The organism is Vibrio rhodolitus (assembly GCF_003350325.1).
In the GTDB taxonomy this organism is placed as follows: Bacteria; Pseudomonadota; Gammaproteobacteria; order Enterobacterales; family Vibrionaceae; genus Vibrio; species Vibrio rhodolitus.
Map to the genome: position 1 here is coordinate 21,358 of NZ_QLYZ01000018.1, position 14,082 is coordinate 35,439.

General features: G+C 46.0%; 13 protein-coding genes. All 13 read left to right on the forward strand.

Translation table 11 applies throughout. The features are described 5' to 3' along the window. Window positions 1-145: 145 nt before the first annotated feature. The 13 genes from DPF93_RS15765 to DPF93_RS15825 all read left to right on the forward strand — a co-directional run bounded on the left by DPF93_RS15765 (window position 146) and on the right by DPF93_RS15825 (window position 13,977). Window positions 146-1,522, forward strand: coding sequence for a YcjX family GTP-binding protein (locus DPF93_RS15765; protein ID WP_114767079.1), 1,377 nt, complete (start codon window positions 146-148; stop codon window positions 1,520-1,522). Then, window positions 1,519-2,562 (forward strand): YcjF family protein, encoded by a 1,044-nt coding sequence (locus tag DPF93_RS15770; protein ID WP_114767080.1) that lies wholly within the window; start codon window positions 1,519-1,521, stop codon window positions 2,560-2,562. The genes DPF93_RS15765 and DPF93_RS15770 overlap by 4 nt, the downstream gene beginning before the upstream one ends. Window positions 2,563-2,659: 97 nt before the next feature. Continuing rightward, window positions 2,660-4,204, forward strand: a complete 1,545-nt coding sequence (gene tyrR / locus DPF93_RS15775; protein ID WP_114767081.1) for a transcriptional regulator TyrR — start codon at window positions 2,660-2,662, stop codon at window positions 4,202-4,204. Then, window positions 4,204-4,788 (forward strand): ribosomal protein S5-alanine N-acetyltransferase, encoded by a 585-nt coding sequence (gene rimJ, locus DPF93_RS15780; RefSeq protein ID WP_114767082.1) that lies wholly within the window; start codon window positions 4,204-4,206, stop codon window positions 4,786-4,788. Before tyrR ends, rimJ begins: the two co-directional genes overlap by 1 nt. Beyond that, window positions 4,785-5,375: an HD domain-containing protein gene (locus DPF93_RS15785; RefSeq protein ID WP_114767083.1), complete on the forward strand. Its 591-nt coding sequence runs from the start codon at window positions 4,785-4,787 to the stop codon at window positions 5,373-5,375. Before rimJ ends, DPF93_RS15785 begins: the two co-directional genes overlap by 4 nt. Before the next feature lie 12 nt (window positions 5,376-5,387). Further along, a complete protein-coding gene (locus tag DPF93_RS15790; protein ID WP_114767084.1) occupies window positions 5,388-5,864 on the forward strand; it encodes a DUF2947 domain-containing protein in 477 nt (158 codons plus the stop codon). Between the two features lie 262 nt (window positions 5,865-6,126). Next, complete coding sequence (locus DPF93_RS15795; protein ID WP_114767085.1) at window positions 6,127-6,306, forward strand: hypothetical protein; 180 nt, start codon at window positions 6,127-6,129, stop codon at window positions 6,304-6,306. A 186-nt stretch (window positions 6,307-6,492) separates the two neighbouring features. Next, entirely contained in the window at window positions 6,493-7,140 is a 648-nt protein-coding gene (locus DPF93_RS15800) for a GTP cyclohydrolase II (RefSeq protein ID WP_208638799.1), read from the forward strand. Window positions 7,141-7,308: 168 nt separating this feature from the next. Then, the gene (locus DPF93_RS15805) at window positions 7,309-8,571 is read left to right on the forward strand and encodes an imelysin family protein (protein WP_114767086.1); all 1,263 of its coding nucleotides are present in this window, start codon (window positions 7,309-7,311) and stop codon (window positions 8,569-8,571) included. Between the two features lie 123 nt (window positions 8,572-8,694). Continuing rightward, window positions 8,695-10,089: a di-heme oxidoreductase family protein gene (locus DPF93_RS15810; protein WP_114767087.1), complete on the forward strand. Its 1,395-nt coding sequence runs from the start codon at window positions 8,695-8,697 to the stop codon at window positions 10,087-10,089. Window positions 10,090-10,096: 7 nt separating this feature from the next. Beyond that, window positions 10,097-11,137, forward strand: coding sequence for an imelysin family protein (locus DPF93_RS15815; protein ID WP_114767088.1), 1,041 nt, complete (start codon window positions 10,097-10,099; stop codon window positions 11,135-11,137). Beyond that, the gene (locus DPF93_RS15820) at window positions 11,127-12,203 is read left to right on the forward strand and encodes a DUF1513 domain-containing protein (RefSeq protein ID WP_114767089.1); all 1,077 of its coding nucleotides are present in this window, start codon (window positions 11,127-11,129) and stop codon (window positions 12,201-12,203) included. The genes DPF93_RS15815 and DPF93_RS15820 overlap by 11 nt, the downstream gene beginning before the upstream one ends. 238 nt (window positions 12,204-12,441) lie before the next feature. After that, window positions 12,442-13,977, forward strand: coding sequence for a L,D-transpeptidase family protein (locus DPF93_RS15825; protein ID WP_114767090.1), 1,536 nt, complete (start codon window positions 12,442-12,444; stop codon window positions 13,975-13,977). Window positions 13,978-14,082: the final 105 nt, after the last annotated feature.

The window sequence follows — 14,082 nt, forward strand, 5'->3', positions numbered from 1 at the left end:
TGTCTCACGTTTCATTTTCGCTTTTTACCGGCATTTGGTAAGACTTTACGTAAAACCTCTGATTTCTATCAGAGGTTTTTTGTTCATCCACGATTAATATAGCTTTAGTTACGCTAGTGATAGTTAAGCAACCATGAGAGATTCAATGAAGAGTATTAAACAAGAAGTGAATGATTTTCTGCATCGTAGTATGGATTCGCACGTGCGCGTGGCGGTAACAGGTCTGTCGCGAGCGGGGAAAACTGCCTTTATCACCTCACTTGTTAACCAACTGCTTCATACATCGACTCACGATAAACTGCCACTTTTGCATGCGGTGCGTGATAAGCGTGTGATTGGCGCAAAACGTGAGCCACAAACAAACATGATGGTGCCGCGCTTTGCTTATGATGAAGCGATGAGCCAACTACACGGCAGCGAGCCTAATTGGCCTGAGCCGACTCGTGACGTGAGCGAAATCAGGCTAGCAATCAAATACAAACCAACCAAAACCACCAAAAAGTTATTGGGCAGCACCAGCACTTTGCATTTAGACATTATTGATTATCCAGGCGAATGGTTGTTGGATTTACCCCTGCTGGATATGGATTTTCACCAATGGTCACAGAGCCAGTTTGCGGTGCTAACAGGTAAACGTCTTGAACTTGCCAAGCCATGGCTGGCGGCGTTAGAGCAAATTGATATTGATAGCGAAGCAGATGAAATGAAGCTGCAATCGGTGGCAAAGAGCTACACCGACTATCTTCACGCCTGTAAAGATCATGGTCTGCACTGGGTGCAGCCGGGGCGATTTGTTTTGCCGGGCGAGTTGGAAGGAGCGCCTGTGTTGCAGTTTTTCCCTATTCGCTTTGACCAAGAGCATAAGGCGGGGCGCGATTCTAACCTTGCGATGCTAAAAGCACGCTATCAGGAATACCAAAACAAGGTGGTGAAGGCGTTTTATAAGCATCATTTCTCGACATTTGATCGTCAAATTGTGCTAGTGGATTGCTTGCAGCCCCTCAACGCTGGTTATGAGTCTTTTATGGATATGCGCAACGCTCTAGAGCAACTGATGCATAGCTTTCGCTATGGACGCAGTAACTTAGTTAAACGCTTATTTGCGCCGCGCATTGATAAGATCTTGTTTGCCGCTACCAAGGCTGATCATGTTACGCCGGATCAGCATGCGAATTTGGTCTCATTGCTGCAGCAAATGGTGCACCCTGCGTGGCAGAGCGCATCTTTTGAAAATATAGAGATGAGCTGCATGTCGATGGCATCGATTCAAGCCACGCAAAGCGGTTTTATTGCCAGTGGTGAGCAATCTATTCCGGCGCTGCAGGGCACCGCACTTGATGGTCATGCACTAACGGTTTACCCGGGTGAAGTGCCGAAGAAATTGCCAGCGGCAGATTATTGGCACAATAAAGGCTTTGAATTTACAGCATTTAAACCAATGGCAAGCCATCAAGATGAGCCGTTACCGCACATTCGTATCGACAAAGCACTGCAATACCTATTAGGAGACAAACTGAAATGAGTGAATATAAATCTAAGCAGGTTTTCAGTGAGCCTCTACAAGCGGATTTGAATACTAATATCGAGTTAAACGCGCAGCAGCAGTTTGCCACTACTGATAAATTTGTGCCTATAAATATTGACGCTAGTGCTGAAAATGAGCAAAGCGAAACTGACAGCGAACAGCAACTAGATAAGATTATTCGTCCTAAGAAAGGGCGTAAATGGTTAGCCGCTGGTTTGCTTACAAGCTTTGCGGCGCTGGTTGGTTGGCAAGCGGTCGATTCCGTGGTTCAAGCGGTGCAAAGCGCAGATTGGTTAGCGCTGGGCTGGGCTGGCTTTATCTCGGCTATTGCTGCGTTAGGTTTAGGCGCGATAGGCAAAGAGCTTTGGAAATTACGCCGCCTACGTAATCACTTTTCTATCCAAGAGGCGAGTGAAGCGCTGTTGCAAAGTGACAGTGTTGGGCAAGGCAAAGCGTTTTGTGAGAAGCTCGCTCACGACAGTGGAGTGAAGCCTGAAACGCCAAGCTACGATCGCTGGCTAAATGGTGTTAATCCGTCACACAGCGATGCGGAAATTCTCGATATGTATGATGCAATCGTAGTGGCTGAACAAGATAAACGCGCGACAGCAATTGTCACTCGTCATGCAACCGAATCAGCGGCGTTGGTGGCAATCAGCCCGCTAGCGGCAGCGGATATGCTATTGGTGGCTTGGCGAAATTTCAAAATGATCGACAATTTAGCTGATGTGTATGGTATCGAGTTAGGTTATTGGTCTCGTTTGCAACTGTTTAAGTCGACGTTAGTCAACATGGCAGCGGCTGGCGCGAGTGAATTAGCGATCGATGCCGGTATGGATTTAATGTCGATGGATCTGGCGGGTAAGCTCTCGGCAAGGGCAGGTCAGGGCATCGGTGTTGGTATTTTAACCGCTCGTTTAGGGCTTAAAGCGATGTCTTTGCTGCGTCCAATGCCTTGGCATGCCGAGCGTGCGGTGAAATTGTCGGCAATTCGCAAGCAAATTGCGCTAAAAGTAGCCGAGCTGACAGTAAAATAACGTGAATGTGAAGCTGGTAATGTTGCATTGCTTGACGGGCAAATAGGCTTGGAGGAAACTACTGTCAACTTTTCCTGACACCTATTAGGACTATTCTGTGCGTCTAGAAGTTTTATGTGAAGACAGACTCGGTCTGACTCGCGAGCTGCTTAATATTCTAGCTTCGAGAAATCTCGATTTACGCGGTATCGAAATTGATATCTCGGGCATCATTTATCTAAACTGCCCAGATATTGATTTTGATACTTTCAGTGAACTGATGGCGGAAATTCGTCGAATTTCTGGCGTTAAGGATGTACGAAAAATCCAGTTCATGCCAATGGAAAGGCACAACACTGAGCTAATCTCTCTGCTTAACAACCTACCTGAGCCGGTAGTGGCAATAGACCTGCGTGGTAATGTCGATATGGCAAACCAAGCAGCGCTAAGCCTATTTAATCTTGAAGAGCATGAGGTGATTTCTCACCAAATTAGCCATCTGCTACCAAGCTTTAACTTCTCTAAGTGGGCAGAAGGCAAGATCACTCGCCAGCGCGAAAATATCGTGATCAATGGCTTAGACTACGTGATGGAAATCATGCCGGTCTACATTGAAACGGAAACCCAAGAATCGATTTTAGCCAGTACGGTAATGATCATTCGCGCGACTCAAGATAAATCGCTGCTCAAACAGATGCTGCCACTGCAAAGCAATTTAGGTTTTGAGCATTTTGTTGGTATTTCAAATCGCCATAAAGCGCTGATCAGCCAAGCGAAAAAACTGGCGAATATGGACCAGCCACTACTTATCCAAGGTGAAACCGGCACAGGTAAAGAGATGTTGGCACGCGCGTGTCACAATCGTTCTGATCGCGCAGAGCAGCCATTTTTGGTCTTAAGCTGTGCTTCAATGCCGGATGATGTTGCCGAAACTGAACTGTTTGGTCATGGTCCGGGCATGTTTAATCATCAAGAAGCGCATAAAGGGATCTTTGAGCAAGCGAACGGCGGTACGGTTTTCCTCGATGAGATCGGTGAGATGAGCCCGCATCTACAAATCAAACTGCTGCGCTTACTGCAAGACGGACGCTTCCGTCGCGTTGGTGAAGAGCATGAAGTGCAAGTAGATGTGCGAGTTATCGCCTCAACACGCCATAAGTTGGCAGACTTAGCCGAATCTGGCTCTTTTAGAGAAGATCTTTTCTATCGCCTCAATGTTCTGACGATCCAGATCCCACCATTGCGTGAGCGCACGACCGATATTGAACCACTACTGGAAATGTTTATTGCTAAGTACGTGACTCAACTCGGAATTACTCGTCCGAATATGGCAGAAGATTTACTCGACCAACTCAATTCATACAATTGGCCAGGTAACATGCGTCAATTGGAAAACATGGTATTGCGCGCATTAACCGAGCTTGAAACCGACACACTCACGGTGGATCTATTCCACCTGCCGCAACTAGAAGCAGCCGTCGCTGCAGGTGCGACGCTGAGCTTAGACGGCTCGTTAGATGAAATTATGAAAGAGTACGAGTCGAAAGTGTTAGAGCGACTTTACCAGTCGTTCCCGTCAAGCCGTAAGCTGGCGAAGCGTTTGGATGTGTCACATACCTCTGTGGCAAACAAACTGCGCGAATATGGGATCCGTAAGATTTGATGAGTCAGGTGAGTACGCCACAGCAAGTTTTTGAAGTCGATGGTGACATTGTTCTGCGCACCGCAGAGCCTACCGATGCCTATATGATTCGGGAGTACTTTGTCACCAATCGGGATTATTTGAAGCCTTGGGAACCAAAACGGGAAGAGGAGTTTTTCACGCTTTCCGGTTGGACTCAGCGTTTAATTAAGCTCAATGAACTGCACAAATTAGGGCTTGGCTACTACTTGCTTATTATCGACAAACCAACCGGAGCGATGCTGGGTACGATCTCATTCAGTAATCTCACTCGTTTTCCTTTCCACGCCTGCAATGTTGGCTATTCGCTGGCACAGGGTGAACAGGGGAAAGGGACCATGACGCGCGCTTTGAAACTTGCCGTGGGGTACATGTTCAAACATCAGAACATGCACCGAATCATGGCAAGCTATATGCCACACAATGCGGCAAGCGAGGCAGTTCTGAAGCGAGTGGGATTTGTAAGAGAAGGCTTTGCTGAAGCTTACTTATTGATCGATGGTCAATGGCGCGATCATGTATTAACCGCGTTGACCAACCAAAACTGGGAGCCTAGCACGCTATGACAACTCGTTTAGAACAGCAACTCGCGTTATTGATAGAGCTTGATAAGCTTAAGTCGGTGCTGCGCCGCACCCGAGTCAAATCCGCGCAGGGGCGCATGGAAAACAGTGCCGAGCATAGTTGGCACGTAGCGCTCATGGCCATCTTGTTGCAAGAGCACGCCAATGAGCCGGTTGATTTGAGTAAAGTCCTCAAGATGTTATTACTGCATGATATCGTAGAGATTGATGCCGGGGACACGTTCGTTTACGATACTGCCGCTTCGTTGCAGCAGAGCGAGAAAGAACTTGAAGCTGCTGAGCGCCTGTTTGGCATGCTGCCACAAGATCAAGCGATAGAACTAAAATCGATTTGGCTTGAGTTTGAGAGTGCAGAAAGTGCGGAAGCGAAATATGCCAAAGCTCTGGATCGTTTAATCCCCATGTTGCTTAACTACCACAATGATGGTCAGAGCTGGATCGAAAATGACGTGACGAGCGAGCAAGCGTTTAACGTTAACCAAAAAATAGAGCAGGGCTCTACAGCTTTGTGGCAACGAGCGAAACAAATTATTGAAGAAGCCAGCGAGAAAGGCTGGTTGAAGTCTTAGTTGAGGAACAAGATGTCTTATTTACCTTTGGATCAGTACCAAAGAAAATGGATTTTTACGCATCAATCAATGCCTGTACCAGCAGAAGATCTAGAGGCGATCAAGCCAATGGATCAAGCTCGTTCGGCACAGCTTTGGAAAGATAACATCAGTGCACAAAGTCCTGATGCTGAGCGTTTAAGTTCAAGTGATTGGCCAATGAAATCTGGCAACTGGGCGGCAGAGACAGTGAACTGGATGTCCGCATGGGAGTCGGACGATGAGCAATTGCCGGAAGAGATCTTACAGTTTATCGATTGGCAAGATGACGTAACCGTTTATTTTTGCTACGAAAAATACAATATTATTGAAACCAAGTGGTCAATATTCAAAAAGTATTGGAAAAACTTTTTGTTTTACGATGATGGTCCAATCCTAATCGCTCGACGCCGTTCAGAAGCGCTGTGGTTTGCCGATAATGGCCAAGTGAAGCTTGGTAAGCGTGACTGATAAATGATCATTAATCGATGATCTAAACAAAAGTACTGAGAGAGAATTGGTTTTTGATCAATTCTCTCTTTTTATTTGTCGGAAGATCCAAAAATGGATCTTATCTAACAACATAAATCAATACGTATAAAAGTGATATTGCTCCCATTAATGTGATTAAATGGTGCGCAGATCGGCGATTTTGTTATCATTAAGCTTATCCGAATGTTAGGACAAAGAATAAACTTTTGGGCTAGTTGACGAATTAGAGTAGGGAAGCGCCGTGGAATCATTGTTATTACAACTTAAAAAGGACTTTTATAAAAATATCAGTTCGTTGCAAGCACACACCTTGCCACAAAGCCAACCGACTCTTAACTTGCTGACTGAAGAAGAGCTTAAAGAGCTCGAACATGTATGGGTTGAACTCTCTGTATGGCAGCGTAATCAGGCGTCGTTCTAGTTCCTAATCGTTAGTGCTCAGTTTTAGAAACCCCAGTAATCACAAGGTTACTGGGGTTTTTCCGTTTAAGCTGCATAAACTATTACGGCTTTTTAAATAGAATGTTTTGTTATATTATAACAATTGTGATCTAAACATTGAATTCTTGAGTAAGAGTCCTCATAGTTACCCATAGAGGCGTTTACGATGAATGCTATAACAGAAATTGATAAGAAAAGACTTCAAGTGAGTATTGATATGGCGGAAGTACGTGCCAGAGTTGACTTTAAGGTCGGTGTAGGAAGCAAAATTAACGCAGAGATTCTCTCCTTTTCAGGATTGATGACTGACAAGGAACATGTTGCTGTGATTTTCAAACAAGCGGACCAAACCTCGCAGGTGCCGCTAGTTAGAATGCATTCAGAGTGCTTGACGGGTGATGTGTTTCACTCTTCACGTTGTGACTGTGGTGAGCAGTTGGATGAAACCATCGACCGCATGGGTGAAGCTGGCGGCATTATCCTTTACTTGCGCCAAGAAGGTCGTGGCATTGGTCTTTACAACAAGATTGATGCCTACCGTCTGCAAAGCCAAGGTATGAATACTTACGAAGCCAATAACCACCTTGGTTTTGGCGATGATTTGCGTGATTTCACTGAAGCGGCACAAATGTTATTGGCACTGGGTGTTGATAAGATTCGCTTGGTAACTAATAACCCTAAGAAAGTGCGCGAGCTTCAAGAGCATGGCATCGAAATCGTCGAAGTCGTAAATACCCTTGCTCATATCAAAGATGGTAACGAAAGCTATCTGAAAGCCAAAGTTTCCCACGGTAAGCACCTTCTCAAGCTTTAACGTTTGATTGATTAACCTGATTTGACAAAAACCTCATATTTATGAGGTTTTTTTGTTTTTGCCTTGCAAAAAAATTGTAAATTTGTATTATTCGCAACACGCAATGGTAATGATAACAATTAGCAATACCTTTCGTAAGCAACTTCAAGCTCAACAAGGATTTTAATCATGAAGGCAAAAACAGTTTTGGCACGTACAGTTGCGGCCGCTTTTCTCGTTGCAGGTACCTCAGCTTTTGCAGCAGATGTAACCAAACAACAGGTTGTTGAACATTATGCAGATTTAGCTCACGCAGTTTTCGCAGACTCCCTTTCTACTGCTAAATCTTTAGACCAATCAATCGAAGCATTTCTTGCTGCACCATCAGCAGCAAAGTTTGAACAAGTGAAGCAAGCTTGGCTTGAATCACGTGTTCCTTATCAGCAATCGGAAGTTTTCCGCTTTGGTAATGCCATTGTTGATGATTGGGAAGGGCAGCTAAACGCATGGCCTCTTGATGAAGGTCTGATCGATTACGTTTCTACTGACTACCAATACGAGCTGGGTAATGAAGGCGCGACGGCAAATATTATCGCCAATAAATCCCTCACTATTGGTGCAACTCAGCTTGATGTTGCCAAGATCACGCCAGAATTGATCGCAGAGCTCAATGAAGTAGGTGGTTCTGAAGCCAACGTTGCTTCTGGTTACCACGCGATTGAGTTTCTACTATGGGGTCAAGATCTAAACGGTACAAATGCTGGTGCTGGTGAGCGTGCTTACACAGATTTTGTGGTAGGCAAAGAGTGTACTAATGGCAATTGTGAGCGCCGTGGTGAATACCTACAGGCGGCAGCGGATCTACTGGTACAAGACCTAGAGTGGATGGAGAAGCAGTGGTCTGCATCTGAAAAAGGCAATTACCGTGAAGAGCTGCTAAAAGATTCAGCAGATAACGGTCTACGTAAAATGTTGTTTGGTATGGGCTCGCTTTCACTTGGTGAATTGGCGGGTGAGCGTATGAAAGTTGCACTAGAAGCAAACTCGACAGAAGACGAGCACGACTGTTTCTCAGATAACACGCACAACTCTCACTACTACAATGAGCAAGGCATCTATAACGTTTACACCGGTACATACCAGAAAGTAGACGGAAGCAAACTAGAAGGTCCTGGCATTTACGCTTTGGTTGCAAACAAAGATCAAAAAGCCGCTGATGAGATCCAAAAACAGTTTGATACGACTCGTGCACAAGTCGGTCAACTGGTTACTGCAGCAGAGCAGGACAATCAGCATTTTGATCAACTGATTGCGGCGGGTAACACACAAGGTAACGCGCTTGTTAACCAAACCATCATGTCATTGGTAGCACAAACGGCTTCGATTGAGCGTGCGGCAAATCTGATCGGTGTTGATAGCCTAAATCCTGATACGGCTGACCACGAGTTTTAAGCGTCGCAAGGCAATTTGCATCAAGGGCTCTTTTGAGCCCTTTTTTGTCCGAATATTGAGTTTGTTCAGCTTCCCTTTATCACAACAATATTAGCTGAGCATCAACACTAAGAGAGCACTGGAATGATGCGGTATATAAATTCTTCTCTAGCAGCAATACTACTTTTTTCAACCCCACTGTCTGCCATGGCAAACGAAGTCAAAACTGGCGGTAATACCGCCGTAAAAAAAGAGGGCGCCAATGCCTTTTCTTTGCCTGCGGCGAATTTACCAATGAGCAAGCGACTCGATTTTAGCGTCGGTAACAGTTTCTTCCGTAACCCTTGGGTTCAAGCGCCAGCGTCCACTGACGCGCGCGATGGCCTAGGTCCGCTGTTTAATACCAATGGCTGCCAAAACTGCCACATCAAAGATGGACGCGGTCATCCACCAGAAGCTAACGATCTCCATGCGGTATCCATGCTGGTGCGTTTGAGTATTCCGGCAATGACGCCAGAACAGAAAAAAGCACTGTTCAAAGATGGCGTGATCCCGGAGCCAACATATGGTGGACAGCTACAGGACTTCGCTCTGCAAGATCAGACGCCGGAAGGCAAAATTAATATTAGTTATCAAGAAATTCCCGTCACGTTTGCTGATGGCACGCAAGTTTCCTTGCGTAAACCAAAGCTAACGATCAGTGAACTGGGTTACGGCGAGATGCACCCAGATACCATGATGTCGGCACGCGTTGCACCGCCAATGATAGGTTTGGGTCTATTAGAGCTGATACCTGATGAAACACTACTTGCTTGGGTTGATGAGCAAGCGGCAGCCAACGACGGTGTCTCGGGCAAAGTGAACCGAGTTTGGGATGTACAGAAGCAAGATTTCGCCATCGGGCGATTTGGCTGGAAAGCGGGGCAACCAACGCTGATGCAGCAAAATGCGGCTGCATTTAATGGCGATGTTGGCTTAACCAGTAATCTTTTCCCTAATGAAAACTGTACGTCTAATCAGTCGATTTGTAGCGATCTGCCGAACGGTGGTAAGCCAGAGGTGAGCGATAACATTCTCGATTTCGTCGAGTTTTACACGCAGCATTTAGCCGTGCCGATCCGCCGCAATGTTGATGATCCACAAGTTAAGCAAGGACAAGCACTGTTTAAACAAATTGGCTGCCAAAGTTGCCATAAAGTTGATGTTAAAACTGCGAGCAGTAAAGAACTGCCAGCACTGTCTGAGCAGTTGATCCACCCATACACAGATATGCTGTTGCATGATATGGGAGAAGGTCTTGCTGATCATCGTCCAGAATACTTAGCCAGTGGCACCGAGTGGCGCACACCACCTTTGTGGGGACTTGGTTATACGCAAGAGGTCAATGGTCACACTTACTTCTTACATGACGGACGTGCTCGCTCAATTATGGAAGCCGTGCTTTGGCATGGTGGCGAAGCTGAAAATGCGAAACAGAAAGTTCTTAAGTTAAACCGCAATGAGCGTGACGCGTTGTTGGCGTTCCTCAACTCTTTGTAGAGGTCATATGAAAGGTAAAATTATTGTCGGTTGCTTAAGCAGTTTGGGCGTTTTATTCCTCGCTGGGTGCCAATCTGATGGGCAAACTCTAGCTAAGCCTGAGCAAACCAACCATGTCAGCCAAGGCATTTACTTAGTTGAGTTAGCTGCGGCGCAGCGTTTTAGTCAGCAAGCTTCCGTACTTAATCAGCAGTTTGCTGCGTACTGCAGCACAGGAGATAGTGCCGAGCAAGTGAAGCAGCAATGGCATCAAACCATGCTGTCTTGGATGGCGTTACAAGGTCAAGAGCGCGGACCACAAGCGGCGCTTGAGCAGAGTTGGAATGTTCAGTTCTGGCCAGATAAAAAGAACACCACAGGACGTAAAATGTCGGGTCTAGTCGCTAAAGACAAAGCCGATTGGCAGGTTGAAGAAATTGCTGCGCAGAGTGTGACTGTGCAAGGGTTAGGCTCTCTTGAATGGCTGCTCTATGATAGCGCATCTGCGCTTACAACCGATGCCAATGCTTGTCAGCTTGGTGTTGCGATCAGTGCAAATCTTGCTAATAACGCGCACAAAATTGCATCCGCATGGCAAAGCAACCCTTGGTCTGCGCTTAAAACAAAAGAGTGGGATTCAGAGTATATCGCACTGTTGTCTAATCAACTGGATTACAGCATGAAAAAACTCAGTCGACCGCTAGCAAAAGTGGGTAAACCACGAGCGTATTTTGCCGAATCATGGCGCTCCGGTACTTCAATGCTAAATCTAAAAGCCAACGTGGCGGCAATGCAGCAACTCTATCTTGCTCAGGGCGATGGCTTAGATGCGCACCTGAGAGCATTGGATAAAGCCTCTTTGGCAGACCGCATTCAAGCTCAGTTTGAACTGACATTGCAAACCTGGCCAACGGAGCACAGTTTGTTTGACTTATTGCAAACGAAGCAAGGCTATCGCGAGGTAATGAGCCAATATAACAAGTTGGAACGTCTTAACTATCTTATTCATGAAGAAGTGGCGATTGAGTTAGGTGTCGTAATAGGATTCAACGCAACCGATGGTGACTGATCAAACCCGTAGAACGCTGCTTAAGGCAGCGTTATTTGGCGCGACCGCGCCGATATTACCATTTGGCTGTGCGGGTGTTGCGCCTACACAGCCTCGCTTGGTGGGCTGTGCTTTAAATGGACGCGAGCGCTATAGTGTGGTTGTGGCGAATGAAGCAGGTGTTCCGATTCATCAATTACCACTGCCTGAGCGCGGTCATGGCGTCGCAGTAAACGCAACGCTTGGTCACGCTGTCGCGTTTGCTCGCCGCCCTGGCAGTTATTTAATGGTGTTTGATTACAATTCGGGTCAGATGTTGCACTTAATTAAAGCGGCGTCTTCTCGCCACTATTATGGTCATGGTGTCTACTCTAATGACGGTAAATTACTGTTTGCCACCGAAGGAGAGCGCGCAACCAGTCGTGGCATTATTGGCGTTTATGATGTGACCGATGGGTATAAGAAGCTGACAGAGTTCAGTGGCTTTGGTTTAGGACCCCATGAAGTGATCATTATGCCAGATGATCGCTTGGTTATCGGTGTTGGCGGGGTACATACTGATGGACGTACGCCATTGAACCTTGCATCGATGCAACCCAGTTTGAGTTATTTGTCCCCGCAGGGCGATCTGTTGGAGCAGCTAACGCTAGATGATCATCACTTAAGTATTCGCCATCTCGCTCATGACGGTGATGAAACCGTGTTATGTGGTCAGCAGTATCGCGGCGATCCTGATGAATATCCCTCTTTGCTTGCGATGCATAAGCCGGGAGAAAAGCTTACCCCTCTTCAAGCGGAGCCAGAGCAATGGGCGCGGTTTAACCACTATATCGCCAGCATAGCAGCAACCAGTGAGTGGATTTTAGCTACTTCACCAAGGGGAAACTGCTATGGAATTTGGTCGAAAGCAACAGGCAAGTTGGTTGAACTCTCCGCTCTGCCGGATGCTTCTGGTGTGGTGGCGAAAGACGATCTGTTTTCAGTCAGCTCTGGTTCAGGGCAAGTGATCACCCAATCTCAGCCAAAAGACAAAACGGCGTCTCTTTCTGGTGTTCAATGGGACAATCATTGGAACGCAATCGGATAACCTACTTATATTGGCTAAACTTTTGGATAGATAACGAGCTGATAAATAAAGTAGTTTGAAATATCAAGCTACATTCAAACGTCGTCGAGTTGACCATGCAGTGATGACGTTTGATTTTCTTGCACTAAGCCTATCGCGCCAAGCTATACCGACACAAAACGTGATTTAAACAATTCACAGTCAAACAGAGAATCTCTGCCATACTTATTTTTATGATACGGAAAAAGCGCATGGAATAATGTTACGAGTAACCCTGATCGTATTCGTTTTATCTCTTACTCCTACGGCTGTATGGTCACAGAGCTATTTTGAACAAATTGGCTGGACAAGCCCTAGTGAACCTTTGAGTTTCCTCTATCCCCAGCAGGTGGAGCACGTTTATCGCAATAATGGTCAGCAACTGGTGTGGTTTGATCTGCAGCAAAGCAGCCAGTTGGAATTTCAACTGGAACTTATTGAGCAATCTGGCGTCAGTCCGCTTATTTCCCAACTTCTCCATCAATTGCGGTTTTATCGCGAGAGTAATCAATGGTATCAATACGATTTGTTAGCAACCGATGCGTTGATTGCTTACATGAGTTACGCGGAATTGGCGAAACACCATGGCAAGACATGGTTTTTTGAAGAGAAAATTCTCCAACCGCTGCCGTTGCCAAGTGCAGCCGCATTGCAAGAGCTGCAGGCTTCGATTCAATCACAGCAATTGGATGCTCTAATTGATGCTTACACGCCAGATAGTGATGATTATCAAGGCTTAATAGAGACGTACTTAAGAATCGCCAGTCAGCGTTACGATATTGTGCCTCTTTACACGCAAGAGACCCGCTTAAAGCGAGTTGGGGATCTGTTAGAAAACCGCGAAGCCTTATTGCAACGGTTACAGCAGGTCGATGTTGACCTGTTCGCTGTAGAGCGCCAGCTCGGTTATTTTGATGAACAGCTTGAGGTTGCGGTTAAGCAGTTCCAGCGAATGCACGGTCTCAAACCCGATGGGATTATAGGACCGAACACATTGCGTTGGTTAAACAAAAGCACGAAAGATCGCCTAAAAATCATCGCGATTAATGCTGAGCGTAGTCGTATTTGGCCAGAAGAGCGCAACACGATTATTTTAGTCAATGTGCCGGGCTATCAATTGGAATACTGGTTTGCAGGGGAGTCGATGTTTGAATCTCAGGTCATTGTCGGTAGAGAAAGCCGCCAGACACCGGTGATGACCATTAGCTTAGAATCGGTGGTGCTAAATCCAACTTGGAATGTGCCTTGGAAAATCATGGTTGAAGATATCATTCCGGCAGTGAAAGAAAACCCCGCTTACTTATCCAAGCATAACATCAAGATCATACGTAGTTGGACATCGAGTCAGATAATCGACCCAACAATGGTGGATTGGTATGGCACTCACCCTAAAGCGTTTCCATTTCGTATGAGGCAGATGTCAGGCGAGCAAAATGCTTTAGGGCTGTATAAATTCAACACGCCCAATGACCGGGCGATCTTTCTCCATGATACGCCAAGTAAGCATTTGTTTAATGAGCCAATGCGAGCCTATAGTTCTGGTTGCGTGAGAGTAAAGGATGCCGATCAATTCGCAGCGCGACTGCTAGAGAATCAAGGTATAGACTTAGCTGAAATTCAGCAAACCACAACGCGTTCGAATAAATCGATTCCTTTGCGCCAGCGGATCCCAGTGCATATCATCTATCAAACGGCTTGGAGTGAGGGGGGCGTTGTGCAGTATAGGGATGATATTTACCGCCTAGATAATCAATAAGGTGGCAAGCTTCACATTGACGCAAATTTTACAAATATTTGCATTTATCAATTTATAAATATTTCTCTTTTCAGTTCAATAATTAATCTTGAATGGGCTGTTTTG